Annotated in this window: 28 protein-coding genes and 1 tRNA gene; 16 read left to right on the forward strand and 13 right to left on the reverse strand. The window is 64.3% G+C overall.

Features of this window, described 5'->3' with window-relative positions:
- Positions 1-15: 15 nt before the first annotated feature.
- Positions 16-954, reverse strand: coding sequence for a DMT family transporter (locus C453_RS02730; RefSeq protein ID WP_008322574.1), 939 nt, complete (start codon positions 952-954; stop codon positions 16-18).
- Positions 955-1,117: 163 nt separating this feature from the next.
- Here C453_RS02730 and C453_RS02735 point away from each other — a divergent pair, with 163 nt between their 5' ends.
- The 6 genes from C453_RS02735 (at position 1,118) to ftsY (ending at position 4,275) form a co-directional block, all read left to right on the forward strand.
- Positions 1,118-1,270, forward strand: coding sequence for a 50S ribosomal protein L39e (locus C453_RS02735; protein WP_007544136.1), 153 nt, complete (start codon positions 1,118-1,120; stop codon positions 1,268-1,270).
- Between the two features lie 3 nt (positions 1,271-1,273).
- The gene (locus C453_RS02740; protein WP_007544137.1) at positions 1,274-1,552 is read left to right on the forward strand and encodes a 50S ribosomal protein L31e; all 279 of its coding nucleotides are present in this window, start codon (positions 1,274-1,276) and stop codon (positions 1,550-1,552) included.
- Positions 1,553-1,555: 3 nt separating this feature from the next.
- Complete coding sequence (locus C453_RS02745) at positions 1,556-2,221, forward strand: translation initiation factor IF-6 (protein ID WP_008322575.1); 666 nt, start codon at positions 1,556-1,558, stop codon at positions 2,219-2,221.
- An 80-nt stretch (positions 2,222-2,301) separates the two neighbouring features.
- On the forward strand, positions 2,302-2,478 hold the full coding sequence (gene rpl18a / locus C453_RS02750) for a 50S ribosomal protein L18Ae (protein WP_007544140.1): 177 nt from the start codon (positions 2,302-2,304) through the stop codon (positions 2,476-2,478).
- The gene (pfdA, locus tag C453_RS02755; RefSeq protein ID WP_008322576.1) at positions 2,478-2,945 is read left to right on the forward strand and encodes a prefoldin subunit alpha; all 468 of its coding nucleotides are present in this window, start codon (positions 2,478-2,480) and stop codon (positions 2,943-2,945) included. The genes rpl18a and pfdA overlap by 1 nt, the downstream gene beginning before the upstream one ends.
- A 22-nt stretch (positions 2,946-2,967) precedes the next feature.
- Positions 2,968-4,275 (forward strand): signal recognition particle-docking protein FtsY, encoded by a 1,308-nt coding sequence (gene ftsY, locus C453_RS02760; RefSeq protein WP_008322577.1) that lies wholly within the window; start codon positions 2,968-2,970, stop codon positions 4,273-4,275.
- A gap of 39 nt (positions 4,276-4,314) precedes the next feature.
- Here ftsY and C453_RS02765 read toward each other — a convergent pair whose 3' ends face one another.
- The 3 genes from C453_RS02765 to C453_RS02775 form a co-directional block, all read right to left on the reverse strand.
- Positions 4,315-10,572, reverse strand: coding sequence for a PGF-pre-PGF domain-containing protein (locus C453_RS02765; RefSeq protein ID WP_008322578.1), 6,258 nt, complete (start codon positions 10,570-10,572; stop codon positions 4,315-4,317).
- Between the two features lie 127 nt (positions 10,573-10,699).
- The gene (locus C453_RS02770) at positions 10,700-11,317 is read right to left on the reverse strand and encodes a LysE family translocator (RefSeq protein WP_008322579.1); all 618 of its coding nucleotides are present in this window, start codon (positions 11,315-11,317) and stop codon (positions 10,700-10,702) included.
- A 33-nt stretch (positions 11,318-11,350) separates the two neighbouring features.
- Entirely contained in the window at positions 11,351-12,331 is a 981-nt protein-coding gene (locus tag C453_RS02775) for a D-2-hydroxyacid dehydrogenase (protein WP_008322580.1), read from the reverse strand.
- Positions 12,332-12,422: 91 nt separating this feature from the next.
- On the opposite strand from C453_RS02775, the gene C453_RS02780 reads away from it, so the two are divergent.
- From C453_RS02780 to C453_RS02795, 4 genes are all read left to right on the forward strand, one after another.
- Positions 12,423-13,808, forward strand: a complete 1,386-nt coding sequence (locus C453_RS02780) for a signal recognition particle protein Srp54 (RefSeq protein ID WP_008322581.1) — start codon at positions 12,423-12,425, stop codon at positions 13,806-13,808.
- 106 nt (positions 13,809-13,914) lie between these two features.
- Positions 13,915-14,496 (forward strand): magnesium transporter, encoded by a 582-nt coding sequence (locus tag C453_RS02785; protein WP_008322582.1) that lies wholly within the window; start codon positions 13,915-13,917, stop codon positions 14,494-14,496.
- Between the two features lies 1 nt (position 14,497).
- Positions 14,498-15,058 carry a magnesium transporter gene (locus C453_RS02790; RefSeq protein WP_008322583.1) on the forward strand — a complete coding sequence of 187 codons (561 nt, stop codon included), beginning with the start codon at positions 14,498-14,500 and terminating at the stop codon, positions 15,056-15,058.
- A 71-nt stretch (positions 15,059-15,129) separates the two neighbouring features.
- Positions 15,130-16,101, forward strand: a complete 972-nt coding sequence (locus tag C453_RS02795; protein WP_008322584.1) for a transporter gate domain-containing protein — start codon at positions 15,130-15,132, stop codon at positions 16,099-16,101.
- 21 nt (positions 16,102-16,122) lie between these two features.
- Here C453_RS02795 and C453_RS02800 read toward each other — a convergent pair whose 3' ends face one another.
- Together C453_RS02800 and C453_RS02805 are read right to left on the reverse strand one after the other, a co-directional pair.
- Positions 16,123-16,539 (reverse strand): RNA-binding domain-containing protein, encoded by a 417-nt coding sequence (locus C453_RS02800; RefSeq protein WP_008322585.1) that lies wholly within the window; start codon positions 16,537-16,539, stop codon positions 16,123-16,125.
- Positions 16,536-17,105 carry an AAA family ATPase gene (locus tag C453_RS02805; RefSeq protein WP_049907515.1) on the reverse strand — a complete coding sequence of 190 codons (570 nt, stop codon included), beginning with the start codon at positions 17,103-17,105 and terminating at the stop codon, positions 16,536-16,538. Before C453_RS02805 ends, C453_RS02800 begins: the two co-directional genes overlap by 4 nt.
- 185 nt (positions 17,106-17,290) lie before the next feature.
- On the opposite strand from C453_RS02805, the gene C453_RS02810 reads away from it, so the two are divergent.
- The 4 genes from C453_RS02810 (at position 17,291) to C453_RS02825 (ending at position 18,568) form a co-directional block, all read left to right on the forward strand.
- On the forward strand, positions 17,291-17,668 hold the full coding sequence (locus tag C453_RS02810) for a YccF domain-containing protein (protein ID WP_008322589.1): 378 nt from the start codon (positions 17,291-17,293) through the stop codon (positions 17,666-17,668).
- Between the two features lie 43 nt (positions 17,669-17,711).
- Positions 17,712-17,785: transfer RNA gene (locus C453_RS02815), tRNA-Arg, on the forward strand.
- 252 nt (positions 17,786-18,037) lie between these two features.
- On the forward strand, positions 18,038-18,313 hold the full coding sequence (locus tag C453_RS02820) for a hypothetical protein (RefSeq protein WP_008322590.1): 276 nt from the start codon (positions 18,038-18,040) through the stop codon (positions 18,311-18,313).
- 51 nt (positions 18,314-18,364) lie between these two features.
- A complete protein-coding gene (locus C453_RS02825; protein ID WP_008322591.1) occupies positions 18,365-18,568 on the forward strand; it encodes a hypothetical protein in 204 nt (67 codons plus the stop codon).
- A 368-nt stretch (positions 18,569-18,936) separates the two neighbouring features.
- Here C453_RS02825 and thsA read toward each other — a convergent pair whose 3' ends face one another.
- The 6 genes from thsA to eif1A form a co-directional block, all read right to left on the reverse strand.
- Positions 18,937-20,622, reverse strand: coding sequence for a thermosome subunit alpha (gene thsA, locus C453_RS02830; protein WP_008322592.1), 1,686 nt, complete (start codon positions 20,620-20,622; stop codon positions 18,937-18,939).
- Positions 20,623-20,766: 144 nt separating this feature from the next.
- Positions 20,767-21,018: a sugar kinase gene (locus C453_RS02835; protein WP_008322593.1), complete on the reverse strand. Its 252-nt coding sequence runs from the start codon at positions 21,016-21,018 to the stop codon at positions 20,767-20,769.
- Between the two features lie 123 nt (positions 21,019-21,141).
- Complete coding sequence (locus C453_RS02840) at positions 21,142-21,684, reverse strand: KH domain-containing protein (protein ID WP_007544179.1); 543 nt, start codon at positions 21,682-21,684, stop codon at positions 21,142-21,144.
- Between the two features lie 120 nt (positions 21,685-21,804).
- Positions 21,805-22,608: a CPBP family intramembrane glutamic endopeptidase gene (locus C453_RS02845; protein ID WP_008322594.1), complete on the reverse strand. Its 804-nt coding sequence runs from the start codon at positions 22,606-22,608 to the stop codon at positions 21,805-21,807.
- Positions 22,609-22,611: 3 nt separating this feature from the next.
- The gene (rio1, locus tag C453_RS02850) at positions 22,612-23,475 is read right to left on the reverse strand and encodes a serine/threonine-protein kinase Rio1 (RefSeq protein ID WP_008322597.1); all 864 of its coding nucleotides are present in this window, start codon (positions 23,473-23,475) and stop codon (positions 22,612-22,614) included.
- A 98-nt stretch (positions 23,476-23,573) separates the two neighbouring features.
- Positions 23,574-23,864, reverse strand: a complete 291-nt coding sequence (gene eif1A / locus C453_RS02855) for a translation initiation factor eIF-1A (RefSeq protein ID WP_007544187.1) — start codon at positions 23,862-23,864, stop codon at positions 23,574-23,576.
- Positions 23,865-23,969: 105 nt separating this feature from the next.
- Here eif1A and C453_RS02860 point away from each other — a divergent pair, with 105 nt between their 5' ends.
- Positions 23,970-24,149 (forward strand): DUF7470 family protein, encoded by a 180-nt coding sequence (locus C453_RS02860; protein WP_007544189.1) that lies wholly within the window; start codon positions 23,970-23,972, stop codon positions 24,147-24,149.
- Between the two features lie 27 nt (positions 24,150-24,176).
- Here C453_RS02860 and C453_RS02865 read toward each other — a convergent pair whose 3' ends face one another.
- The gene (locus C453_RS02865) at positions 24,177-25,163 is read right to left on the reverse strand and encodes a tyrosine--tRNA ligase (protein WP_008322598.1); all 987 of its coding nucleotides are present in this window, start codon (positions 25,161-25,163) and stop codon (positions 24,177-24,179) included.
- Positions 25,164-25,354: 191 nt separating this feature from the next.
- Here C453_RS02865 and C453_RS02870 point away from each other — a divergent pair, with 191 nt between their 5' ends.
- Entirely contained in the window at positions 25,355-25,654 is a 300-nt protein-coding gene (locus C453_RS02870) for a hypothetical protein (RefSeq protein ID WP_008322601.1), read from the forward strand.
- Positions 25,655-25,666: the final 12 nt, after the last annotated feature.

Below are 25,666 nucleotides of genomic sequence, written 5' to 3' on the forward strand. Positions count from 1 at the left end.
ATCTCGAAGCCACGCTCAATCGTCGTGTAACCGCGTTCGCCGCCCTTCGACTGCTCGCCGCAACTCGCCGCGAATCGCCTCGCGTTTGAACAGGACGAACCCGGCGAAGATGAGCGCGAAGCCAGCCACCGTCGTCGCGGTCGGAATGCGCCTGAGGAAGACGAACTCCGCGAGCGCGGCGAAAAGTGGGATGACGTATTCGAGCAGGCTCACCTCGATGGGGCCGATTCGGTCGAGGAGCCAGAAGTAAAGGAGGAATCCACCCGCCCCCGCGACGACAGCGAGGTAGCCGGTGGCGACGAGTGCCGTCGCGGTCCACGACGCGTCGGCGGCCGACTCCCACGGGAGCGCCGCGCTCGTCACGTGGAGCGTGATGGCCCCGATGAGCATCATCCACGCCTGCACCGCGAGCAGTGACATCCCTGTCTCGCTGTCGTGGGTGAAGACGGCACCGAGCGCAAACGCGAGCGCCGACCCGAGGACGAGCACCGCGCCGACGAGGTTCGAGGACAGCAGATTCTCGGGGTTCGGGTTAGCGATGACGACGAGGCCGAGGAAGCCCAGTGTGAGTCCGACTGCACCGAGCGGGGTCAGTCGCTCTCTGGTGGACGTGAGTCGGGTGAGAGTCGGTGTCGCCAGTGGGATGATGCCGAGAAGGACGGAGGCAACAGAACCGGGGATGTACACCTGCCCCGAAAAGAGGAGCGCGTGGTGCGCGCCGATGCTGAACACTCCCCCGGCGAGGATGGGTTTCCACTCGCCGCGTGCGGTCGGGATGAATCGGTCGCCGCGGGCGACAGTGAACGCGAACAAGAGAACCGCCGCGATGTCGAACCTGACCGCCGCGAGGAACGCCGGCGGGACGAACCCGAGCGCAACGTCGGTTGCGAGAAACGCGCTTCCCCAGACCGCAGCGAGGGCGAGAAAGGCGACGAGCGTACGGGTCCGACTCATTCGACTCGGGGTTTCTCACGGGCGGGGTTGAATGAGTCGGTTCCGGGTGTGTGCGCCGGTTTTGGAGTTGACCTCTCGCTATTCACACCGTGGTCCACCTTCACACACTGCTCAGACGCGAAGGAACAAGATTTTATGCGGAGGATTGGAACTGTAGGCCACTATGGGTAAGAAGTCGAAGGCTAAGAAGAAGCGTCTGGCGAAGCTCGAACGCCAGAACAGTCGTGTCCCGGCGTGGGTCATGCTCAAGACCGACATGGAAGTCACGCGAAACCCCAAGCGTCGCAACTGGCGGCGAAGTAACACGGACGAGTAAGCCATGAGCGCAAGCGATTTCGAGGAGCGAGTCGTCACCGTCCCGCTCCGTGACGTGAAGGCTGTCCCGTCCCACGAGCGCGCAGGTCGCGCGATGAAGATCATTCGCGAACACCTCGCGAAGCACTTCAAGGTCGACGCGGACGACGTCCGTCTCGACTCGGAAATCAACGAGGCAATCTGGGCGCACGGTCGGCAGTCGCCGCCGAGCAAGTTCCGCGTCCGTGCCGCTCGATTCGACGAAGACGGCGACGTTGTCGTCGAAGCCGAACCGGCAGAGTAAACGGTGCTCCGCGCCTCCTTCGCCGGTTCCTCGTACATCGGTGTCTTCGCCCGAGCGACCGACGACATCCTCATCGTCCGCCCGGACGCCGACGACTCGCTCGTCGATGACCTTTCGGACGAACTGGGCGTCCCGGCGCTGGCGACGACTGTCGGCGGGTCCGGCACCGTCGGTGCGTTAGCGACGGGTAACGAGAACGGACTCCTCGTGTCGAGTCGCGCGACGACCCGCGAACAGGAGGCACTCGCCGACGCCGCGGACCTCCCAGTCTACGAACTCCCCGGTCGCATCAACGCCGCCGGAAACGTCGTTCTCGCGAACGACTACGGCGCGTACGTCCATCCTGACCTCTCCGACGAAGCCGTCTCGGCCGTCGAAGAGGCACTTGAGGTTCCCGTCGAACGCGGTGACCTCGCGGACGTTCGGACTGTGGGGACGGCTGCTGTCGCCAACAATCGCGGCGTCCTCTGTCACCCCAAGTCCCGCGAACCGGAACTCGACGCGCTCGAAGACGTCCTCGACGTGCGAGCAGATATCGGTACGATAAACTACGGTGGACCGCTCGTCGGCTCCGGTCTCGTCGCCAACGACGAGAGCTACGTCGTCGGCGAGGACACGACCGGCCCCGAACTGGGCCGCATCGAAGACGCCCTCGGCTACATCGACTGAGGACGCGCGTCCGCCGATTCTTCGTTCTCTCGGCGACCCGAGTAGGAAGACTCTTCCCGCTCGCCGCCAGAATCACGGCCATGAGCCAGTTCACTATCAGCGGTACGTTCACCAGCCGAGGTGTCACACACAACTTCACGAAAGTTGTCGACGCACCGAACGAGAACGTCGCACGAGAGTTCGCCTACTCGCTCATCGGGAGCGAACACGGCATCAAACGTACGAAGGTCTCCCTCTCTGAGGTGTCCGCAGCATGATGGGCGGTGGTCAGCAGCAACTCCAACAGCTTTCCCAAGAGCTGCAGGCCATCGACGAAGAAATCGAATCGCTCGAAGGTGAAATCGACGACCTGACGACCGAGAAGCAGGAAATCGACGAGGCTATCGAAGCAATCGAGACGCTCGAAACCGGCTCGACGGTGCAGGTCCCGCTCGGCGGCGACGCGTACCTCCGCGCCGAAGTGCAGGACATCGACGAAATCATCGTCTCCCTCGGCGGCAACTACGCGGCCGAACAGAGCCAGGGCGACGCCGTCGAATCCCTGAAGCGCAAGCAGGACCTCCTCGACGAGAACATCGCCACCATCCGCGGCGAAATCGAGGAACTCGAAGAAGAGAGCGAGGAAATCGAACAGCAGGCGATGGAAGCCCAACAGCAGATGCAGCAACAGCAGATGCAGCAGATGCAGCAGATGCAGGGCGAAGACGGCGACGACGACGAGTAAGCGACTCCCCCTTTCAATTTAGATGTTCGACGGACTGAAAAAGAAACTCGACCGCTTCCGAAAAGACGTCGAAGACACCGCCGAAGAGAAAGCCGAAGCAGCCGCTGCCGAGGCCGACGACGACGCGGTGACCGACGCCGAGTCCCCCGCCGACGACTCGGAAGCGGCCGAGCCTGCGGCTGTCGAATCCGACAGTGAGGAGACAGCCGCCTCGACCTCCGACACCCCCGAACCGGCACCCGAACCGTCCGACGAAGCCCAATCCGAGACGACCCCAGCCGACGCGGGTGACTCGGGAGATGCCTCGGCGGACACAACTGACGCGGCGAGCGAGTCGGCTGATGCCGACGCCGCAGCGGACGCAGACGAGCCTGAATCGCTCGCGTCCGACGCCGCGAAGGCCGCGCTGGCCGAGCAGGAAGCAGACGACTCGTCGAGTGCGGGTCGCCTGAAGCGCGCCGCCGCGTTCGCCACGGGGAAGGTCGTCATCGAGGAAGAAGACCTCGAAGACCCGCTGTGGGAACTCGAAATGGCGCTTCTCCAGAGCGACGTGGAGATGCAAGTCGCAGAGGAGATTCTCGACACCATCCGCGACAAACTCGTCGGCGAGACGCGAAAGCAGGTCCAGAGCACGGGCCAACTCGTCGAAGAGGCGCTCCACGACGCGCTCTACGAGGTCATCAGCGTCGGCCAGTTCGACTTCGACAAGCGCATCCAGGAGGCGGACAAGCCGGTCACGCTCATCTTCACCGGCATCAACGGCGTCGGGAAGACGACCACTATCGCCAAACTCGCGCGGTACTTCGAAAAACAGGGTCTCTCGACGGTGCTCGCCAACGGAGACACCTACCGCGCCGGGGCGAACGAGCAGATTCAAGAGCACGCCGACGCGCTCGACAAGAAACTCATCGCCCACGAGCAGGGCGGTGACCCGGCGGCGGTCATCTACGACGCCGTCGAGTACGCCGAAGCACACGACATCGACGTCGTCCTCGGCGACACTGCAGGTCGGCTGCACACCTCGAACGACCTGATGGCGCAGTTGGAGAAAATCGACCGCGTCGTCGGCCCGGACCTCACCATCTTCGTGGACGAGGCCGTGGCCGGACAGGACGCCGTCGAGCGCTCCCGGAAGTTCAACGAGGCGGCGGCCATCGACGGGGCCATCCTCACGAAGGCCGACGCGGACTCCAACGGCGGGGCCGCAATCTCTATCGCCTACGTCACGGGCAAGCCAATCTTGTTCCTCGGTGTCGGACAAGGGTACGACCACCTCGAACGGTTCGACCCCGAAGCGATGGTCGAGCGACTCCTCGGCGAAGACGAGTAAGCGCTCGAAACCCACACTGCGGGACGGTCCGTCGACCGTCTACGACCCTTTCTGACGACGAGTTCGAACGCGTGCGATAACCGCGAGCATGGCGACCGCTCCGACCGCGACGACCACGCCAAACCCGGGCGTGTCGGTCGCTGTCGCCGACTGCTTGGCTGTCGATTCCTCGGATGGTGCGCTCGATTCTGACTGTCCCGACTGTCCCGACTCGGTACTGTCCCCATCTGCTTGCGTCGAATTCGATGTCGAGGTTGGGGTCGCCGTCTCTGTTGCGGACTGGCCGTCGCTTCGAACGGTTACGGTCCCGGCGGAGACGCCATCGACGGAGACGTTCGTCACGCCGCCGTGGTCTAGCGTCACGTTGACACTGACGGTCGCTCGCTCGCCCGCGTCGAGTGTCACATCGCGCGTCCCAACAACTGCTCCGTTCGCCGTCACCGCGACAGTCTTTTTCACGCCGAAGCCGCGTGGGTTCGAGAGCTCGGCCGACACCGTCAGCGGTTGGTCAGTCGAGACGCTCGGCCGAGAGAGGGTTGCGCCGTCGACCGAGAGCAGAGTGTCGGAGTCGACGCCGACGACGAATCGCGAGAGGCCGGGCGAGTTCGCTTGGAGGGTGTGTGTCCCACCGTCCCGGCGCTCGACGGCGGTCTCGACGCGATTCCACGTGCCGTCGTGGTACCGGTACAGTGAGAGTTCGTCCGCATCGACGCCGAGGCGCTCGAGTCGGTCTGCGTCGAGGTCGACCGTGAACGCGGCCGCGTCGATGGTCGAATCACTGATTTCGTGGTCGACGCGAAGCGACCCGAAGACGACGCCGTCGAACTGGGCTGTCGGGTCGTCGGCCGACGCGTCAGCAGCGGGGTTGTCAGTCGACGCGTCAGCACCGCTTCCGGCCGTCACGTCGACTACCTCGCCGGGGTCCGCCGCGTCGAGAAGAGGCGAGTCGCCCGCGACAGAGAGCGAGTAGTTGCCTTCGTGTGTCGTCGTGACCGAGAGTCGCGTCAGGTTCATCCCGTCGGTCGCGACCTCGCCGCCGAAGTCGACCGCGACTGGTTCGTTTCGTGCGGGGTTCCCGACCGAGACGTTCGTGGCGCGCCCGTCAGTCGTGGCGTTCTCGACGCGAACGACAGTCGCCGGTTGGGTGCGGTCGTCCGAACTGGAGCGCTCCGAATCTCCGTCGGTACTCCCGCCACCGCTCGACCCACCGTCGTCGGCCGATTCACTCCCGTCCGACCCGCCTGCACCGTCGCCGCTATCGTCTCCACCACTCCCACCGCCGTCGCCGCTCCCGCCACCACTGCTGCCATCGACTTCCACTGAGACGGTGTTAGACTGCACTACGCCGCCGTTTCCGAGGGTATCCTCGACGACGAGCGTCGCGGACTGTGTGCCGGCCGACGCACTCCCTCCGACACTCACAGTCGTCTCGTAGGTGTCGTCGCCGTCGCCGTCGGTCAAGTCGACCGGAGAGCCGACGCCGAAGTCCGAGAGGAACACCGTCACGGAATCGACGCTGGTCGTCGCGTCCGCGACGGTGACGCTGACTGTGACCGTATCGCCGACACCGACTGCGCCGTCACCGTCTGTCACGTCCGTGAGTGAGAGCCCGCTCGTCGCCGGTGGCGTCGTATCGAGTGTCAGCGTGCCAGTCGTGGCGGTCTGTGCGGTCCCGCCGGAGTCGTTCGCCGTGACGCTGACAGATTGGCTGCCGTCGGTTTCGACGCCGGGTTCGTCGACGACGAGCGTCGCTTCGTAGGTCCCGTCGCTGTCACCGTCCGTGAGGGCGACCGCCGAGCCAGCGCCGAACGCGGAGGCGTCGGCGACGACGGACGATACTGACGAGGTCGCATCCGAGACAGTCGCGGAGACGACGAGTTCGTCCCCGTCGCTCACGGTGCCATCGCTGTCTGTCGCGTCGGTTATCGAGACGCCGGAGAGCGACGGCGCTGCGGTGTCGACGGTCAGTTGTGTCGTGGTGGCGGTCTGCGTGTTGCCCTGCCCGTCGGTCGCCTGAACCGTGACGTCGTGGGCACCGTCAGACGAGACACCGGCCTCGTCGACGGTAATGGTAGCCGTGTAGGTGTCGTCGTTGTCGGCGTCCGAGAGCGTGACCGTCGAGCCAGCGCCGAACGCGGAGGCGTCGGCGACGACGGTCGAGACGGTCGTGAGGTCGGTTACATCGGCCGAGATAGTGACTGCGCTCCCGTTCGCAACGACGCCGTTTCCGTCAGTCGCGTCGGTGAGGATGGTGTTCGAGAGGCCCGGTGGTGTCGTGTCGAGGGTCGGTCCGCTGACTGCTTTCGTCCCTTCGTTGTCGGCGGTATCGACTGCAGCGAACGTGATGCTCTGTGCGCCGTCGGTCGTTCCCGACTCGGAGACGGTCACTGTCGCGCCGTACTCACCGTCGCCGTTGGGGTCCGAAAGCGAGACTGCTGACCCGGCACCGAACGCCGAGGCGTCTGCGGTCACACCCGACAGCGCCGTGTCGTCGGCGACGGTCACGTTGAGCGTGAGTTGGTCGCCGCCGTCGACAGCGCCGTCCCCGTCGGTCGCGTCAGTCACGGAACTGTTCGAGAGGACCGGAGTGGTCGTGTCGAGCGTTATCTCTTTGGTCGTATCAGACCGGGTGTTCGACCCGGCGTCGGCGACGGTGACGCTGACAGTGTGATTCCCGTCTGCCGCGGCGTTCGCGCCGTCGACGGTGGCAGTCGCCTCGTAGGTATCGCCCGAGGAGTGACTCAGCGTGACTGCCGCGCCGAGTCCGAAGTCGGTCAGGTCGGCCGTCACCGTCCCGATGCTGCTTTCTCCGTCCGAGACGGTCGCCGTCACCGTGAGGTCGTCGCCGTCGCCGACGACCCGGTCGCCGTCGTCGTCGAGGCTCACGTCCGAAATGGTCGGCTTCACGGTATCGACGGTCAGGCTCCCAGTTCCGGCCGTTTGGGTTCGCCCCTGCGCGTCCTCGGCGGCGACCGTGAGCGATTGCGACCCGAGTGTCGCGTTGCCGCCATCGACGGTGATGGTTGCCTCGTATCGGTCGCCGCCGCTGTTGGTGAGAGTGACGGCCGACCCTGCACCGAACGCGGAGGCGTCGGCGGTGACGTTCTGAATCGTCGTCGCGTCGGTCACGTTCGCGGAGAGTGTCACGCTGTCGCCGTCGGCGACGACACCGTTTCCGTTGGTTGCGTCTGTCAGCGTCGCGTTCGTCACGACCGGCGCGTCCGTGTCGAGCGTGAGGTCGCCCGCAGACTGGTTTCGGTCGTTTCCGGCCGCGTCGGTCGCGCGCACGACGACCGAATGCGTGCCGTCTGCGGCCGCGCTGGCATCGTCGACCGAGGCCGTCGTGTTGTAGGTGTCGCCCGTGACGTGTGTGAGTTCCACGACACCGGCACCGAACGCCGAGAGGTTCGCGGTGACGTTGACGACGCCGCTCGTCGCATCCGAGACGGTCGCTGTGACGCGAATCGACTCGCCGTCGCCGACGACGCCGTCACCGTTGGCGATGTCTTCGACGGTCGGCGAGAACGACCCGGGCCGGGCCGCATCGAGCGTGAGTTCGCCCGTCGTGACAGTCACGTCGTTCCCGTGGCCGTCGTCCGCAACGACTTCGACCGAGTGGTTTCCGTCTGCGGCTGCGCTGGCGTCGTCGACCGGGACGGTGGCGTCGTAGGTGTCGTCGCCGTCGCCGTCGGTGAGCGAGACGGCGGTTCCAGCGCCGAACGCCGAGATATTCGCCGTGACTGAACTGACCGCAGTCGCGTCGGTTACGTCCACGCTGACAGTCACGCTGTCGCCGTCGGTCACGAGTCGGTCGCCGTCGTCTGAGATGGTCGCGCCGGTCGCACTCGGTGCGGTCGTGTCGAGCGTCAGGTTTGCAGTCGTTGCGGACGCGCGCTTCGTCTTTTCGTCGGTCGCGGTGACTTCGACCGAGTGGTTTCCGTCTGCAGCTGCGCTGGCGTCGTCAACCGCGACGGTGGCGTCGTAGGTGTCGTCGCCGTCGCCGTCGGTGAGCGAGACGGCGGTTCCAGCGCCGAACGCCGAGANGACGGTGGCGTCGTAGGTGTCGTCGCCGTCGCCGTCGGTGAGCGAGACGGCGGTTCCAGCGCCGAACGCCGAGAGATTCGCGGTCACCGTCGAGATAGACACCACGTCGGTTACGGTCGCTGAGACAGTGAGAGAGTCCGCGTCGGCGACGACGCCGTCTCCGTTGGTCGCGTCGGTCACGGTCGGATTCGTGATTGTCGGTGGTGCGGTGTTCAACGCGAGCGTTCCCGACGACCCTGTCTGTTCGTTGTCGCCGTCGTCTGTCGTCGTCACCGCGACTGCGTAGGTCCCTTCGCCGGAGGCGCTCGCCGCGTCGACCGTGACGGTCCTGGTGTAGGTACCGCCGCCGCTGTTGGTGAGGGTGACTGCCGAGCCTGCACCGAAGGCGGAGGCGTCGGCGGTGACGGTGACGACGCCGCTCGTCGCGTCGGTGCTGTTCGCGCGAATCTCGATGCTGTCGCCGTCCTCGACGATTCCGTCGCCGTCTGTCGCGTCCGTTACCGAGATGTCGGTGAGCGTGGGCGCTGTCGTATCGAGAACGAGCGTGCTGGTCGTCACCGACTCGACGTTGCCCTCGGCGTCCGTGGCCGTGAGTTGGACGGAGGTGGTTCCGTCGGACGCCGCGTTCTCGGCTTTCACGGTCGCCGTGAAGTCGTACACGTCGTCGCCGTTGGAGTCTGTCAACGCCTCGCTCTCACCGGCGTCTCCCCAGCCGAAGTCACCCGCGTCGAACGTGACGCTGGCGATATCGCTCGTCGCGTCAGTCACGTTTGCGTGGATGCGCACGTCGTCACCGTCCGCGACGACACCGTCGCCGTCGGCGGCATCGACGAGCGTTGCGTTCGTCAGCGACGGGTCGATGGTGTCGACGGTCGTCGTGTCAGACCGGCCGCCTGCGCCGTTTAGGTCGGTCGAGTCGTTGGCGACGAGCAGGTCGGCGGTGAAATCGCCTTCTGTGCTGGTGTTCCACGTCGCGGTGTAGGTGCCGCCGGACTCGGTGAAATCGGTGTCTGTCAGCGTCGTCGTGCTTGGCCCGCTGACGGACACTTCGATGTCGGCCAGCGTCTCCGAGGAGTCGAAGCTGACGGTGAGGTTCTGTCCGCTCGGGTTGGTGACGCTGTAGGCGGTGATGTCCGGCGGGGCACTGATTGCGACCGCCCCGCTTTCGTTCGAAGCGCTCTGGCCGACCCGGTCGACGGCGGTCACGGTCGCGTTGTAGTAGCCATCTGGTGCGGCCGCCGCGCCGTCCGCGGTCGCTGTCGCGGTGTAGGTGTCGCCGGTGTCTTTCGTGAGCACGACGGCAGAACCGGCACCGAACGACGAGAGGTCGACTGTGAGTTGTGCGCCGTCGAGGGTCTGTCCGGCCGGGCCGTCGGTGATGACCGCCTCGATGCCGAACGTGTCGCCGTCGTTGAGCACGCCGTCTTGGACTGCGGTCCCGGTAAACTGGACGTTCGAGACCGACGGCGTCGAGGTGTCTACCGTCAGCGTCGTTCCGGTCGTCGCGTTCTCCTCGTTTCCTGCGCCGTCCGTGTCGGTCGCGATGACTTCGACCGAGTGGTTTCCTTCGGTCGGTGCTCCCTCGGCGCCGACGGTGATGGTCGTCTCGTAGGTGTCGCCGCCGGTGGCACTGAGTGGTTCGGCGGCGTCTGCGCCGAAGGCGCTGAGGTTGGCCGTCACCGACCCGATGCTCGTCGTGTTCTCGACGACGGTCGCGCTGACTGTGACGGCGTCGCCGGTCGTGACGTGGCCGTTGCCGTCGGCGTCGTCGGTGACAGCGAGGGTGGAAATATTCGGTGGCGTCGTGTCGACGACGACGGACTGTTTCTCTCCGCTCGCACCGTTGTTTCCGTCGTCGCCCTTGGCGACGAGCAGTTCGGCGGTGTAGTTGCCGTCCTCGGACGCTGTGTGCGTGGCTGTGTAGTGATATGGTGCGGTCGAGTTGCTCGTCGAAAAACTCGATTCGTCGATGTTGTACTCGGTGACTTTCTCGAAGTCGCTCAGGTTCAGCGAACTGTTGTAGAACCCGACGTCGATTTGCTGAAGCGACTTGGAGGACGAAAAGCTGATTTCGACCGTTTGTCCGCCAGTGTTCTCAGATGTGAAATTCGTGATTACCGGCGCGGACGCCGCCGACGCGACGGCCGGCCCCGAACTGACGCCGACGGTCGCTGCCGGTGCAAACACCACCGCAGAGAGAACGACGAGACTGGTGAGAAACGCTCTGACCGCATTCCGGCTGTCTTTGTCCACGAATCTACAGTGATACTGAAAGTGTCATTCGAACGTGTACTATCGCTACTCAGCCCAATTATACCGTACGGCATGGGGATGTAGCCAATAAGGCTACTGCTGAAATTATCAAATATGTTATTTAGGGCTATTCGAGGCCGAGACCGACGCCGAGTGCGACCATCACGCCGCCGCCGACCCAGTTGAGCCCCGAGGTAACTCGCCGTGATTCGAGCGCGTCGCTCGCGCGGTCGGACGCGACCGCGACCAGACAGAGATACGCCGCCGTGAGAACTGCGTAGGCCCCTCCGAGAAGTACCATCCGAACGTCGGCCCCGGCTCCCGTCCCGGCGAAGGTGGGCAGAAACGCGAGGAAGAACAGCGCGACTTTCGGGTTGAGCGCGTTTACGAAAACGCCGCGGCGAAAACTCCCGCCCGAACTCGTCTCTACCTGCGGGTCGAACTCACGGTGCCGGATGGCTGTGAGTCCGAGATAGACCAGATACAGCGCGCCGGCGTACTTCAGGGCGCGATATGCAACCGGCGCGGCTCGGAGTAATGCCGCCAACCCGAGCGTCGCCGCTGCGGTGTGGAGTAAGACGCCGGTGGCGATGCCGAGTGCCGAGCGAATCCCCGAATTTCTGTCCTGTACGCCGCGAGCGAGGACGTACACCGTGTCAGGGCCGGGTGTGAGGATGAGCGCGATAGCCGCGGCGCAGAAGGCAAGGAGAGTCGCCGGGCCGAGTCCGAACGCGATGCCGGTCATCGACTCTGGCTAGGATTCCGTCGCTGAAGTACGTCAGGGTTCGGGAAGCACTTGATTCCGCAGCGGTTCGTCGGCCGTTTCTCCGTCCCACCCGTCGTCTGCTTCCAACCGTTCGACGTTCTCCGCGAGGATGTCGGCCAGTCGGGTGTAGTACTGCGGCGTGTGGCCCGCGACGTGCGGGGTGATGAACACGTTCTCGAAGTTCCACAGCGGGTGGGCTTCCGGGAGCGGCTCGGGGTCGGTTACGTCGAGTGCGGCCGCCCGAATTCGACCGCGTTGGACCGTCTCGACGAGCGCGTCGGTGTCGACGACGCCACCGCGGGCGATATTCACGAGGACGGCGTGGTTCGGCAGTGCGTCGAACGCTTGCTTGTCGAGGAGGTGTCGTGTCTCGTCGGTTAGCGGACACGCGAGCACGAGGAAATCAGTCTCTACGAGGGCGGATTCGAGGTCGTCGAAGCCGACCACGCGGTCGGTCGGCCCGCCCTTCTCGGGCGTGTAGCGAACACCAATCGTCTCGACGCCGAAGGGTTCGAGTCGCTCGACCACCGCCTGTCCGATTGCGCCGAGGCCGACGACGGTGACTGTCGAGCCGTTCAGTTCGCCGTACGCCTGAAACGACCGCCACTCGCGGCGTTCCTGTCGGCGGATTCCCTCGTCGAGGCGGCGGGTAATCATCAGGAGCCAGCCGATAACGTGTTCGGCGATGTTGGGGCCGTGGACACCGGATGCGTTCGTGACCGCGACGTCTCGCTCTCGGAGCGTCTCCATCGGGAGGTGGTCGTATCCGGCGGCCGCGCCCGCGAACAACTTGAGGTTCTCTGCGGCAGCGAGCACGTCGTCCTGGAGGTACGTTCCGGTGATGATGTCGGCGTCGCGGGCGGCATCGAGGGTTTCGGCGGTCGTCTTCGGGTGGATGAGTGTCGCCTCAGGGAGGCGCTCGCGGAGCGCATCGACGTACTCCTCGGCGGGGATATCGTGATTTGGCTGGTCGAGGACGAGGATTCGGGTCATCGTTCGTGGTGTCGCTTGCGCGACCGAAAGGTGTTCGCCCGCGGACGCGACGGATAAAGCCTTTACCGACGGGACGGCGTAGGAAGGGACAATGGTACTCGACAATCTCGGGAGTTCCCTCCGCGGCAGTCTCGATAAGCTGCGGGGTAAGTCCCGCATCGACGAGGACGACGTTCAGGAGATCGTCAAGGAGATTCAGCGCTCCTTGCTCTCCGCTGACGTCGATGTCAGCCTCGTCATGGACCTCTCTGACTCTATCAAGACGCGCGCGCTGGAGGAAGAGCCGCCGGGTGGCACGAGCGCCCGCGACCACGTCCTGAAAATCGTCTACGAAGAACTCGTCTCCCTCATCGGCGAGTCGACGGAGATTCCCCTCGAATCCCAGACCATCATGCTCGCTGGTCTGCAGGGGTCGGGGAAGACCACCACCTCCGCCAAGATGGCGTGGTGGTTCTCGAAGAAGGGACTTCGCCCCGCGGTCATCCAGACTGACACCTTCCGCCCCGGCGCGTACGACCAGGCCAAGCAGATGTGTGAGCGGGCGGAGGTCGACTTCTACGGCGACCCCGACTGCGACGACCCGGTCCAAATCGCCCGCGAAGGGCTCGAAGCGACCGAAGACGCAGACGTCCACATCGTCGACACGGCCGGTCGCCACGCCCTCGAAGACGACCTCATCGCCGAAATCGAGGAGATAGAAGGCGTCGTCCAGCCCGACCTGAACCTGCTCGTCCTCGACGCGGCAATCGGGCAGGGCGCGAAAGAACAGGCCCAGCAGTTCGACGAATCCATCGGCATCGGTGGCGTCGTCATCACCAAGCTCGACGGGACCGCAAAAGGTGGCGGTGCCCTGACCGCAGTCAACGAGACGGACTCGTCTATCGCTTTCCTTGGCATGGGTGAGACCGTCCAGGACATCGAGCGCTTCGAGCCGAACGGCTTCATCTCGCGGCTCCTCGGTATGGGCGACCTCAAGCAGCTGTCCGAGCGCGTCGAGCGCGCCATGGCGGAGACGACCGCCGAGGACGAGGACTGGGACCCCGAGGAGATGATGAAGGGGAGCTTCACCCTCAAGGACATGCAAAAGCAGATGGAGGCGATGAACAAGATGGGGCCGCTCGACCAGGTTCTCGACATGATTCCCGGACTCGGCGGCGGGCTCAAAGACCAACTGCCGGACGACGCCATGGACGTGACGAAAGACCGGATGCGCTCGTTCGAGATTATCATGGACTCCATGACCGACGAGGAACTGGAGAACCCGCGCATCATCGGTGCCTCTCGCGTCCAGCGCATCGCACAGGGCTCCGGTCGCGACGAGGAGACGATTCAGGAACTCCTCGAACAACACCGCATGATGGAACGAACCATCAAGCAGTTCCAGGGTATGGGCGACGGCGACATGCAGCGGATGATGAAGAAGATGCAGCAGCAAGGCGGCGACATGGGCGGTATGGGCGGCATGGGGCCGTTCTGACGACGCCGACACGAACCTCTCGTTTCCGACTTCGTCTCTCACGGTTTTTCGAAGGGAGTTCCGAGATACCGCCGACTTTTAACGTTCGCGTTCGTCGCACCCCACAATGACCGTGCGCGACGTCGCTGTCGAGGCATACCGGGAAGCACTCCCGGCGCTGTCTGCGAGTCTCGTCGGCGGTCTCGTCGCGGGCGTCGTCCTCGGCGGGATGCGCGCGGAACTCCGTGCGGTTCCAGGACTTCTCGTTCTCGTGCCCGCGCTGCTCGCGACTCGCGGGAACGTCTACGGCTCGCTCGGTGCCCGCGTCGCAACCGCGCTCCATCAGGGGCTCATCGAACCGCGCGTCACCGCAGGCGACGACAGACTCCAGGCCGCCGCGGCGGCCGCCCTCGCAAACGGTGTCCTGACCAGCACCTTCGCCGCCGTCGCCGCGTTCTTCCTCCTGACACTCCTCGGAAGCAAGGTCGCACCGCTTCCGATTCTCGTCGGCGTGGCCATCGTCGCCGGACTCCTATCTGGTATCGTCCTCACAGCCGTCGTCGTCACCGTCGTCTTCGCGGGCTATCGCCGCGGCCGCAACCCCGACACGCTCGTCGGTCCAATCGTGACGACGACCGGTGACGTGTTCGGCATCCTGTTTTTGCTCATCGCCGTGCGAACTGTCCTCGCCATCGCAGGGGTGTTCTGAGATGCCCACGGAGTGGACTGTCCGAGCGATTTCGCGGGCGATGCTCCCGGTCTTGCTCGTGCTCACGCTCGTCGAACTCGGAAGCGGACTCGTCCTCGGGAGTTTCGAGTCGAAATTACTGCGGTATCCGTCGCTTCTCGTCCTCGTGCCGGTCACTATCGGGACGGCAGGGAACCTCGGAAGTATTCTCGCGGCACGCCTCTCGACGTCGTTCCACCTCGGGACGCTCTCGTTTTCACCCGCTGACGACGAACTCGCTGGCAACGCCATTGCGACGTTCGCCCTCGCGGTGACGATGTTCCCGGTCATCGGTTTCGGTGCGTGGGTGCTGGCCGCGCTCGTTTCGGGCGGGGCGACGCTCGCAGCGCAGACTGTCATCTTGGTCGCGCTCACCAGCGGCACGATTCTCGCGGTGCTGGCGGTGGCTGTGACGCTTACCGCGACGTACGCCGCCTACCAGTTCGGCCTCGACCCGGACGACGTGGTCATCCCGGTCGTGACCAACGTTTGCGACGTGCTCGGGGTCGTGGTGCTGTTCGGCGTGGTGCAGGTGCTGGTGTGATTTCGCTGCCGACTGCTGACACCCACTCCCCGACCGACGCCGCTTAGTTCGCTCGCTCCCCAGGACAGACCGTGCAACCGTCGGCGTTTCTCCCAGTCCTGTTCGAGGTACTTCCGCGAGTCGCCCGTATCGCGGTCTACATCGCACTCGGCGTCTTCGCGGCCAACCTCGTTGTCGCGTTCGGACTCGTGGAGCGAATCGCCGGACTCTCGCGGTACCTGACGGGTCCGGCGAACCTCCCCGACGAGGTGGGAACAGCCATCGTCACGACCGCCGCCTCGACGACGGCCGGATACGGCATGCTCGCCGAGTACCGCGAATCCGGCGTCCTCGACGACCGGGCCACGCTCGTTGCGGTCACCATCAACACGTTCTTCGGCTTCGTCCAGCACATCTTCACGTTCTACTGGCCCGTTCTCATCCCCATTCTCGGCCAAGAGGTTGGGTTCATGTACGTCGGCGCTCGCGCGGCTATCGCGCTCGCCATCACGCTCACGGGCGTCGTCGCCGGAGCGGTGCTCCTCTCGGGGCGGAACGTCGACGCTACCGCAGTCGCACAGACTGATGGTGCTGGTGAGGCCAGCGAGGACGAACAGTCGCTCCGGTCGATGCTCGAAGACGCTGGGCGAAAGACGTGGAAGACGCTCAGGCGAATCGTCCCGCGACTCGCCATCGTCTACGTGCTCGTCACGCTCCTCTTGCGGACGACCGACCTCGAATCGTTCACCGCGCTCGCCAGTCCGCTGACGAATCTCGTCGGACTGCCGGGTGCCGCCGTCCCGATTGTCGTCGCCTTCGCGTTCGACACGACCGCCGGGGCCGCGGCCATCGCGCCGGCTATCGGACAGACGTTCACGCCGAAACAGGCCGTGGCGACGATGCTCATCGGCGGTATCATCTCCTTTGCCGTCTCGACGTTCAAGCGGTCGATACCCTTCCAGTACGGCATCTGGGGCCCCGAATTCGGGTCGAAGGTCATCGCCGTCAACACGGGGCTAAAAATCGTATTTATCGCTATCGCGGTGGCGGTGCTGGTCGCCTGAGACGCCGCGGCCGTCGCCGCGTTATCTGTCGTTCGGGTCGACCGGTCGCCCGTCTTCGGTCGGCGGTGCGATGTAGTCGATGACTTCGTCCACCGTCGGGTCGCGGACGGTCACGTGGACTTCGATGTCGCCGAGTTCGTCGGGGTTGCCGACGGCGAAGTTGACGACGCCCTTGAACGCCGCCTGCTTCTTCAGCGCGAACGAAAAGCCGTCGTCGTCCTGTCGCTTGGCGAACTCGCGGCGGGCCGTATCGAGGATGGCCTGCTCGTGGAGGCGCTCCGAAAAGCGCTCTAACTCGTGGGTTTCGCCGACGAGCGTCCCGTCTTCGTGGGTGAGTTCGACGCCGGGAAAGAGGTTCTCGACGGCGTCGCCGACGCGGTCGGTGATTTCGGTGTCGCGCACGGGGGCCTCGATACGAACGTCGACGCTGTATATCATGCGTTGGCCTCCGCGACGGCGTCTGGGCCTTCCTCGAACAGGAGGGTAATTTTCTCGCGGTACTCCGCCAGCGTGCCGGTGTTCTCGATGACCACGTCGGCACGGTCCATCGCCTCGCCCATCCCGAAGTCGAGTTCGCGCTCCTCGCGCTTCTTCAGCGACTTGACGTCGGTGTCGCTCGCGTCTCGCCCGCGGTCAAGCAGACGCTCGGCGCGCGTTTCGAACGGCGCTTCCACGCTCACGAGGACGAATTCCTCGCCGAAGGCGTCGCGGAAGCGGTCGAGTTCCACGTCCGACCGCAGGCCGTCTACCAGCACCACGCCGTTCGATTCGAGGTGGTCTTCGACGACCGGAAGCGAGCGCGCTGCGATGGCGTCGTCGCCTTCCTCTTCGCGGAGTGCTTTCGCAATCGTTCCGTGCTCGGTCGCCGGGTCGAGACCGCGAGCACGGCACTCCCCGCGGATGATGTCGCCCATCGTCACGACGGGAATCCCCGACTCGCGGGCTACTTCGGCGAGTTCGCCTTTTCCGCTGCCGGGCAGGCCGACTGTCCCGATGACTTTCATGGCGGTTGCTACCGCGCTCGCGCTGTTAAACCCTCCCTTCACCGTCGCTTGGTTCGATTTCCCGTCGCCCGACTCTCCCGTCACTGTCGCTCGGTTCTTCCTCTGTCGTCGCTTGATTCTCTCGTTCACGACACCGACCTGCGGGCGGCGCGACACTTTTCGCGTCTCGTCGCCCACTGTAGACTATGTCTCAACGCTCGCTCGTCGTTCGCGCGCTGTGGTTCGTGGTCGTCGGGTGGTGGGCGACGCCGCTCGTCGTCAACGTCGCGTGGTTCCTCAACGCGACCATCATCGGCCTCCCGCTCGGCATCAAACTCATCAATCTCGTCCCGACGGTGCTCTCGTTGAAGGAGCCACGGTCGCTCACCGACCCCGACTCGGCCCGCGGGCAGCGGTCGCTTCTCGTTCGTGCCGTCTACTTCGTGTTCATCGGCTGGTGGTTCAGTTGGTTCTGGGCGAACGCCGCGGCGTTCTTCGCAATCACTGTCGTCGGCCTTCCGGTTGCCTTCTGGATGTTCAATCGGCTGCCGGTGGTCACCTCCCTGTACCGGTTCGACGGATAGAACCCGATTCGTTTTTCTTCCGGGGCCGATTTGTGGCATCCGAGGGCGCGTAGCTCAGTCGGACAGAGCGTCGGACTTCTAATCCGATGGTCGCGGGTTCGAATCCCGTCGCGCTCGCTCGGCCGGAGGCCTCGCTCGCGCGACTGACTCCCACTCGGCGATGCCTCGCGGGAGTCCCGTCGCGCTCTTTTTGTTGCTGAACTGCGGTTGGTTGCTGAGCGCCAGCGAGGCGTGTCGGAACATCCCGTCGCGCTCTTTTCGGTAGAGTCTCTATTCCTGACGAGCATCGGAACATGCCCTTGGATATGCGTGTTTCGATCGGGTTAGAATAGCGACATTTTCTTGATCGAGTGGCGCAAGATGCCTCGTATGGACGTTCTCGGCATCGTTGCCGCCGCGGTCGTCTTCGGCGTCGCCGCCTACAATTTCGTGACGAGCCTCGGCGGCCGATTCACGAGGCCCCTGTTCGGTTGTCTAGGACTCATCGCCGCAACGTTCCACGTCGTCGAACACTTCGGTATCGCGGGGGTGCTCGGACTGGACGTCGCCCGCGGCCTCAAACTCGTCGCGGCCCTGCTCCTTGTCTCAGTGCTGGTCGACTTCCTCGCTCGGCGCGCCGATGTGGTCGATTCTGGGTCCTCGTGAATACTCCGGTCACCCACCATTCTCAATACGTATCGGCTAGTTGTCTTTTGTATGGTCTTCGCGTCTGACTCCCCGTTCGGTGGACGTTTCGAACAGACGATAGACGACGCGGTCGTCTACGGCGACGCCGAGATGGAGTCTGTGCTCCACGAGGGACCGGTCCGCGTCCTCGTCAACGGTTGGGTCGAGGTGCCGGGCGGCCGGTATCTCTCCCCGCACGCGGTCCACCACATCGACGCGCAAGTACCGGAGTAACGCCGAATCTCAGACGACTTCCAACTCTCGCCCACAATCGGGACACGCCGAATCGACGATTGTTACCTGCGCGTCGCAGTCGGGACAGAACTCTCGATAGCACGCTCGGTCGCCCATGGTTGACTATCGCATGGGCTGGTGGGAGAAGATTTGGATTCGAGACTGATTGGGCGCTCTTTTCACTCTACGTGTGTCGATTCGCGCCGCTATCGGGCGTGACGCAAAAAAAATCGGGTCGGATCAGGCCGACGTTTCGAGTCGATGCGTGAGTCAGTGGATGGGTGTATGGTGGCCTACTGGGGCGCGATTTACATCGGCGTAACCGAGCGAAGCTCGGTGGCCTACGTGAAAGTCGGATCCCCCGACTTTCACATAGCACCGCCCATGCCGCCCATACCGCCCATGCCACCCATGCCGCCCATGCCGCCCATACCGCCCATGCCACCCATGCCGCCCATGCCGCCGGGTGCGCCGCCTTCGTCGTCGTCGTCGCCGGTCTGGCCACCGGAGAGGTCGCCAGCAGCGATGACGTCGTCGATGCGGAGAATCATGACAGCGGCTTCGGTCGCGGACTCGATGGCCTGCGTCTTGACGCGGAGGGGCTCGACGACGCCCTCTTCTTCCATGTCGATGATGTCGCCCGTGTAGGCGTCGAGACCAGCGGCGAATTCGCCGCCGTCGTGACGCGAGCGGAGGTCGACGAGGGAGTCGATGGGGTCGAGGCCAGCGTTCTCGGCGAGGGTGCGCGGGATGATGTCCAGCGCTTCGGCGAACGCCTCGACAGCGAGCTGCTCGCGGCCGCCGACGGAGTCAGCGAACTCGCGCAGGGTGAGCGAAAGCTCCGTCTCGGGAGCACCGCCGCCGGGGAGCACCTTGCCGTCTTCGAGGGTCGTGCGAACGACGCCGAGGGAGTCGTCGATAGCGCGCTCGAGTTCGTCGACGACGTGCTCGGTGCCGCCGCGGAGGATGAGCGTGACGGACTTCGCGTCTTCGACGTCTTCGACGAAGATGCGCTCGTCGCCACCGATGTCCTTCTGGGCGACGGAGCCGGCGAAGCCGAGGTCGTCTTCCTCGATGTCGTCGAGGTTGGAGACGACGCGGCCGCCCGTCGCGCGGGCGAGGCGCTTGAGGTCCGAGGACTTGGCGCGGCGGACCGCGAGGATGCCCTCCTTCGCGAGGTAGTGCTGCGCCATGTCGTCGATGCCGTCACCGACGAAGACGACGTCGGCGCCGACGTCGACGAGCGTGTCGACCATCTCCTTCAGCTGCTTTTCTTCCTGGTCGAGGAACTGCTGAAGCTGGTCGGGGTCGGTGACGTTGACTTCGGCGTCGATTTCCGTCTCGCGCACTTCGAGCGCGTCGTCGAGGATAGCGACGTTGGCGTCTTCGACCGCGTACGGCATGTTCTCGTCGACGCGTTCCTTGTCGACGATGACGCCTTCGACGAGTTCGGAGTTGTTGATGGAGCCACCGACGACCTTCTCGACGGAGACGTTGTCCGTGTCGATGCTGTCGTCGTCCTGAACTGCCAGCACGGAGTCGACGACGAGTTCGGCGAGCAGGTCCTTGGCGGACTCTGCGCCCTTGCCGGTCATCGCCGTGGCGGCGATTTTGATGAGCGTCTCGCGGTCGTCCTCAGTGACTTCGATAGCCTTCGATTCGAGGACTTCCTTGGCCTTCTCGGCGGCCTGACGGTACCCCTGCGCGATGGTCGTCGCGTGGACGTCAGATTCGAGGAGGTCTTCGGCCTGGTCGAGAAGTTCGCCCGCGATGACGACGGCGGTCGTCGTGCCGTCGCCGACCTCGGTCTCCTGCGTCTCGGAGACTTCGACGATCATGTTGGCCGCGGGGTGGTCGATGTCCATCTCCTTGAGGATGGTGACGCCGTCGTTCGTGACGACGACCTGGCCCGACGAATCGACGAGCATCTTGTCCATCCCTTTGGGGCCGAGCGTCGTGCGTACGGCCTCTGCGACGGCTTTCCCGGCCGTGATGTTCATCGACTGCGCATCCTGACCGGATGTGCGCTGCGAGTCTTCGCCCAGAATGATCATGGGCTGACCCTGCTGCATTCGCTGGCTCATAGTCATCGCCTGATTGTTTGTGATTCTATAAAAACCTTCCGAATAGTGGCATGTCAAAACGCAACACGGGGGCGCGGTCGTGACCCGACGACGGCGGTCGATTACATGGGTTTATCAACGACTACGAAGCCAAACTCGGCGTGCGCCATCGAAGGGGTCGGCGTAGTCGATGCCGAGTGAGTCGTAGACGCCTCGTGGAATCCCGATGTCTGCGAGGAGGAGGTCGCCAGCCTCCGCAGTAGCAAGCCCGGTCTTCGGGAGCGCGAGCGTGAGAGTCGTGTCGGGTTCGACGGTGACACCGGGTGCCTCGCGCATCTCGTCGGCCGTGACGGGCCGTCCCTTGTCGCTCTCGAACTGTGGCGTCACAGCTCTCGGTACGTCGGGCGGTGGAAAAACGATACGGGGCTGGTGCGTCGCAAGCGGTGCCCCGACGGTGGCGTCGGCGGCGGTGCGTGCCGCACCTCAGTGGTGTCTCGTCGGCGAGACGGGTCAGTTGTTCTGTCGGACGTTGAATCCGCTGGTCAGTTCGTTGTGCTTCCGTTCGAGGAACGAGTAGACGGCACCGTGCGGGGCACCGTCGAGAATCATCTCGACGGCGCGGCGGACGGCCTCGACTTCTTCGGGTTGGCCGATGATGCCGAGCGTGGAGCCGTAGATGACCACGTCCGCCCCGGTCAACTCTTCCATGAGTTCGCGGGTGCGGCCGTTCTCGCCGATGAGTCGGCCCTTCTTTCGCCGCATGTCGTTTTTATTGCGGGTGTGTCGGTCGATTTCGATGAGTTCGAACATCGCCATCTCTTGGTCGAGGAGCAACATCGCGTCCTCAGGGGCGAAGCCGCGGCCGACGGCGCGAACGACGTCGGGGGCGACCATCCCGAGAACGGGGTCGCCGACGCTGTCGATGGCGACACTGCCGTTTTCAGAGTCGACGTCGAGTCGAACCTCTGCGCGTCGCTCGATTTCGCGGAGTGTCGACCCACCTTCGCCGATGAGAACACCGATACGGTCCTGCGGCACCTTGACGTGCTGCATACGCGTGGATACCCGGTGAAATGGTTTAAGAGTTCGCTCGCGGGGGCACTGCGTGTGTCTCTCGCACGCGATGCTGGGGTCTCAGCAAAATCGCTGCAAAACCAGCGCGTACCGAGACAGTCACGTCGCGTCCGGCGACAGCAGGGTAGGCCAGCGGGCTCTGACCCGGTAGACGACGAGCGACGCGACAGCGACAATGATGAACCCGACGACGACAGCGGGGCGGTTGTGGGCCGCCGCGAACACGCCGTAGGTTCCGAGAAACGTGTTGACCGCTGCGTGTCCGAACACCGCCGGGACGAGACTTCCATCAGCCCACTCCGTGGCGACGCCGAACAGAACCGACCACGAGACGGTCAACGCGACGAACGCGAGTGGGTCGCCGCCGCCGACGGCGAACGATTGGCCCGAGAGGAGAAACAGCGGTGCGTGCCACAGCCCCCAGAGACTCCCGATGACGACCCCTGCGGTTCCGGGACCGAAGCGCTCACGGAGGAGTGGATGCGCGAAGCCTCGCCATCCGGCCTCCTCGGCAAGTGGCCCGCCGAGAAAAACGTTCACGAGGATGACAACCGGTATCGCAAATAGTGGTGGACCACCGCCGAGTCCACCCGGGACGCCACCGAGTGATGTGACCCAGACGGCAGCGACGGTGGTGACGAACGCGACCACGACGACAGCGACTGCGGGCCACAGGCCGGGCCGCCACGCGAGATACTTCGAGAGGAGCGCTTTGACGCCGTTTCGGCCAGCGGTCCGCCACGTCAACAGGGACGCCGCGACAGTCGGTCCCCACGCACCGACGAGGATGGCAGCGACGTCGACGGTGTCGGGAAGAACAGATGTGAGGAGCCAAAACGGCCACGCCCACAGGGCCGCGAGACCGACGAACGCGGTGAACCGGCGGGCGACGCTCCCTGCCATCGACTACTCCTCGTCGGTCGCTTCGTCGGCCGTCACGAACTCGTACAGTGAGTCGGGGTCGGCGTCAGCCCCCTGTCGCTGGAAGAATTTCGCGATGTTTCGGCAGTCGCGGCGGAGGAACTCCTCGGCGTTCGGATGGTGGACCGTCACGGCCTGTCCGAGGTCGATGACGACAAGTTCGCCCTCGTGGATGATGAGGTTGTACTCCGAGAGGTCGCCGTGGACGAGTCCGGCGCGGTGGAGACGGCGCATATACTCGCGGGCGACTTCGTAGGCGGTGTCGGGATTTTCGACGTTCACCTCCGAGAGTCGTCGTGCCCGGTCTTCGACCAGTCCAACAAGCTCCATGACGAGGACGTTTCGTTGGACTGCAATTGGGGAGGGAACTCTGACTCCGGCGCGTTGGGCGCGTTCGAGGTTAGCGAACTCCTTTCTGACCCATGCGCGGACGACTTGCCCCTTGTCGTTGCCGATGCTCTCGAATCGCGGGTCGCCTTCGAGGTAGTCGCGCATGTGCCGGAAGTCTGAGGCGTTGATGCGGTATATCTTGACCGCGACGTCCGTCTCGTCGGCACCCAGTGCCTCGTAGACGTTCGCCTCTTTCCCGGTCGAGATGGGGCCGCCGAAGGCCGAAATGTGGCCGTCTTGGACCAGTTTGTATATCGCCGCGAAGGTGGCGTCGTCGAACACCGACTGTTCGACCTTGAACTGGTCGGCGTCTTTCATCCGAATCCGGAACTCGTCGAAGTCGCGGTCGCGTCGCCGCGCGATGCGGTCCGCCGCGTCGTCGGTGACGTCTATCTCTTCCCACTCGTCACCGAACGCTTCACCCTCTTGGGGCTCGACCATGCCGAAGTCGTCACTCATTCGTCTGCTCCTACGGGAGACGAGATGAAAAGGGCACAGGTGCTGTTGCGCTGTGTCTCATCGGCACACGATACGTATCGCAGTCGATGTGCGGGCGATTACTGGATGTGACCTTCGCGCCGAAGTTGGTCCGCTTCGGACTTCTCGTAGCGCCACGTCACGTCGGCCTTCTCGTCTTGCCAATCCCACGGTTCGACGAGGACGACGTCGTCCTCTCGAATCCAGATGCGTTTCTGCATTCGTCCGGGGATGCGAGCGGTCCGCTCGACGCCGTCGGCACAGCGGACGCGGATACGATTGGCACCGAGCATGTTGGTCACGACGGCGAACTCTTCGTCGTCGTTCGGCATTCGAAGGTCTCGGCGGCTCTCGTTCTCGTCGTCGCTCATGCGCGAGCGTTTGACGGCGTCATGTTTAAACCCGCCGACGTATATCTGACGTTTCCCGTCGCACCAAGCGACGCGTTTAGGGGAGTCCCCACTCGCACTGGTGGTATGCTCGATAAACTTGGAACAAAAGGGATAGTTGGAATCGTCTGCCTGCTCGCCGGTATCGGCATCGTCGCCGTTCAAGCGCCAATCGTCGCTGCCGGTATCGCGCTCGTCGTCGCGGGGATGGGCCTCGTGGCGAGCGGTCTGGCGGAGGGCGTGATGAAGATGTTCGGAATGGCCTGAAACGGTGTGTCGTCGGCCGAGACGGACTCAGCCGTTTATTTTCTCGCGGCCGGGCGCGATGAGTTCGTCGAGGTAGCTCGTCAGTGCGCCCTTCGCGTCGAGGGGGTGGAGTTCACCCGATTCGAGGTCCGCTTCGAGCGACTCGTACTCGTCGTATTCGAGGTTGCCACCGTACTCGTCGGGGCGCTCGACGACGACCTGCTCGAAGCGCGGGAAGACGTGGTATTCGAAGATTTGCAGGACGGGATTCTCGCGTTCGTCGCCGTCGTCTGTCGGCTCTGGGTCCGCCGTCGGCGGGCAGTAGGCGTCGTTGACCTTGTCTTCGATATCCTCAGCGGTGTCTTCCATCGAGATGGTGACGCCCTTCGACGAGGACATCTTACCGATGCCCGTCGCGAGGTCGGCGATAAGCGGCGTGTGCATACAGGTCGGCGAGTCCTCGTTGATGCTCGGCAGCGTGTCGCGGGCGAGCATGTGGACCTTTCGCTGTTCCATCCCACCGATGGCGAGGTCGACATCGAGGTAGACGATGTCCAGCGCCTGCATGATTGGGTAGACCGCCTGCGCGACGGTCACGCTGTCACCGCTCTTGATTTCGGCCATCGCACGCTCGGCACGCGAGAGCGTCGTCTCCAGTTCGAGCGCGTGGAGGTCGAGAATGTAGCTCTCGTCGAGTTGGTACTCGGAGCCGAGGACGAACTCGGTTTGGCTCTCGTCGAGGCCGTAGGCGATGAACTGTTCTTTCATCCGCTCGGCCGTCTGCCGAATCTCCTCGAATGTGCCCTTGCCATTGAGGTAGGCGTGTACGTCAGCGAGAAGTACGACTACCTCGAAGCCCGCCTCTTGGAGGTCGATGAGCTTGTTGGCGGTGAGCATGTGACCGATGTGGAGGACGCCGGAGGGCTCGTAGCCCACGTACGCTCGCTTGCCCTCGGGGTCGTCGGCCAGCGCGCGCACTTCGTCCTCCGTGACCACTTCGGAGGCGTTCCGAGTGATCAGGTCGTATGCGTCCATACGTGTCTGGTGTCGGGGAGGTGGGATATGACTTCTGATAGGGATTATCGTAGTCGTTCGTCATCTCCCTCCGTGAGAAGGGACTCCGTCGTCAGCCTCGGGTCGCGAACCCGTCGGCTGGCTACGATAGTCCCTATGAAACGCCGCCCGCGGGCGAAACGGACAACACACCGCGGTCCTAACTCCGGGTGATGTCCGACTCAGGCACTCGAACGCGCGCGCCGATGGTTATCTTCGGAGCGCTCATGCTCGCCGTCTTCGGCCTGCTGGCGGCGATGTGGGCCTCCGTCCGCGGCGGCAACCTCCTTCCGTACATCCTCGGGTTCGCCGTCTACTTCCTCGCCTTCCACGTCTACCTCCCGTACCGGGTTCACAAGGACGCGACGTTCAAAGAGCGGAACGCGACGTTCTGGGCAGCACTCGCGTTCTTCGTGCCGCTTCTGGGGCCTGCACTGTACGTTCTATCTTGGCAATTTCAATCAAAAAATTAGAACTTTGATTAA

The sequence above is a fragment of the Haloferax elongans ATCC BAA-1513 genome (genome assembly GCF_000336755.1).
GTDB classification, from domain to species: domain Archaea; phylum Halobacteriota; class Halobacteria; order Halobacteriales; family Haloferacaceae; genus Haloferax; species Haloferax elongans.

Coding starts and splice junctions, on each gene's coding strand:
- eif1A (WP_007544187.1), bottom strand. CDS start 23,864: ATGAGCGACGACGAGAACGAGAGCCGCCGAGACCTTCGAATGCCGAAC.
- ftsY (WP_008322577.1), top strand. CDS start 2,968: ATGTTCGACGGACTGAAAAAGAAACTCGACCGCTTCCGAAAAGACGTC.
- C453_RS02825 (WP_008322591.1), top strand. CDS start 18,365: ATGGTCTTCGCGTCTGACTCCCCGTTCGGTGGACGTTTCGAACAGACG.
- C453_RS02790 (WP_008322583.1), top strand. CDS start 14,498: ATGCCCACGGAGTGGACTGTCCGAGCGATTTCGCGGGCGATGCTCCCG.
- C453_RS02730 (WP_008322574.1), bottom strand. CDS start 954: ATGAGTCGGACCCGTACGCTCGTCGCCTTTCTCGCCCTCGCTGCGGTC.
- C453_RS02785 (WP_008322582.1), top strand. CDS start 13,915: ATGACCGTGCGCGACGTCGCTGTCGAGGCATACCGGGAAGCACTCCCG.
- C453_RS02740 (WP_007544137.1), top strand. CDS start 1,274: ATGAGCGCAAGCGATTTCGAGGAGCGAGTCGTCACCGTCCCGCTCCGT.
- C453_RS02840 (WP_007544179.1), bottom strand. CDS start 21,684: ATGCAGCACGTCAAGGTGCCGCAGGACCGTATCGGTGTTCTCATCGGC.
- C453_RS02810 (WP_008322589.1), top strand. CDS start 17,291: ATGTCTCAACGCTCGCTCGTCGTTCGCGCGCTGTGGTTCGTGGTCGTC.
- C453_RS02820 (WP_008322590.1), top strand. CDS start 18,038: ATGGACGTTCTCGGCATCGTTGCCGCCGCGGTCGTCTTCGGCGTCGCC.
- C453_RS02775 (WP_008322580.1), bottom strand. CDS start 12,331: ATGACCCGAATCCTCGTCCTCGACCAGCCAAATCACGATATCCCCGCC.
- C453_RS02870 (WP_008322601.1), top strand. CDS start 25,355: ATGTCCGACTCAGGCACTCGAACGCGCGCGCCGATGGTTATCTTCGGA.
- rpl18a (WP_007544140.1), top strand. CDS start 2,302: ATGAGCCAGTTCACTATCAGCGGTACGTTCACCAGCCGAGGTGTCACA.
- C453_RS02735 (WP_007544136.1), top strand. CDS start 1,118: ATGGGTAAGAAGTCGAAGGCTAAGAAGAAGCGTCTGGCGAAGCTCGAA.
- C453_RS02865 (WP_008322598.1), bottom strand. CDS start 25,163: ATGGACGCATACGACCTGATCACTCGGAACGCCTCCGAAGTGGTCACG.
- C453_RS02845 (WP_008322594.1), bottom strand. CDS start 22,608: ATGGCAGGGAGCGTCGCCCGCCGGTTCACCGCGTTCGTCGGTCTCGCG.
- thsA (WP_008322592.1), bottom strand. CDS start 20,622: ATGATCATTCTGGGCGAAGACTCGCAGCGCACATCCGGTCAGGATGCG.
- C453_RS02780 (WP_008322581.1), top strand. CDS start 12,423: ATGGTACTCGACAATCTCGGGAGTTCCCTCCGCGGCAGTCTCGATAAG.
- C453_RS02770 (WP_008322579.1), bottom strand. CDS start 11,317: ATGACCGGCATCGCGTTCGGACTCGGCCCGGCGACTCTCCTTGCCTTC.
- C453_RS02805 (WP_049907515.1), bottom strand. CDS start 17,105: ATGAAAGTCATCGGGACAGTCGGCCTGCCCGGCAGCGGAAAAGGCGAA.
- rio1 (WP_008322597.1), bottom strand. CDS start 23,475: ATGAGTGACGACTTCGGCATGGTCGAGCCCCAAGAGGGTGAAGCGTTC.
- C453_RS02800 (WP_008322585.1), bottom strand. CDS start 16,539: ATGATATACAGCGTCGACGTTCGTATCGAGGCCCCCGTGCGCGACACC.
- pfdA (WP_008322576.1), top strand. CDS start 2,478: ATGGGCGGTGGTCAGCAGCAACTCCAACAGCTTTCCCAAGAGCTGCAG.
- C453_RS02860 (WP_007544189.1), top strand. CDS start 23,970: ATGCTCGATAAACTTGGAACAAAAGGGATAGTTGGAATCGTCTGCCTG.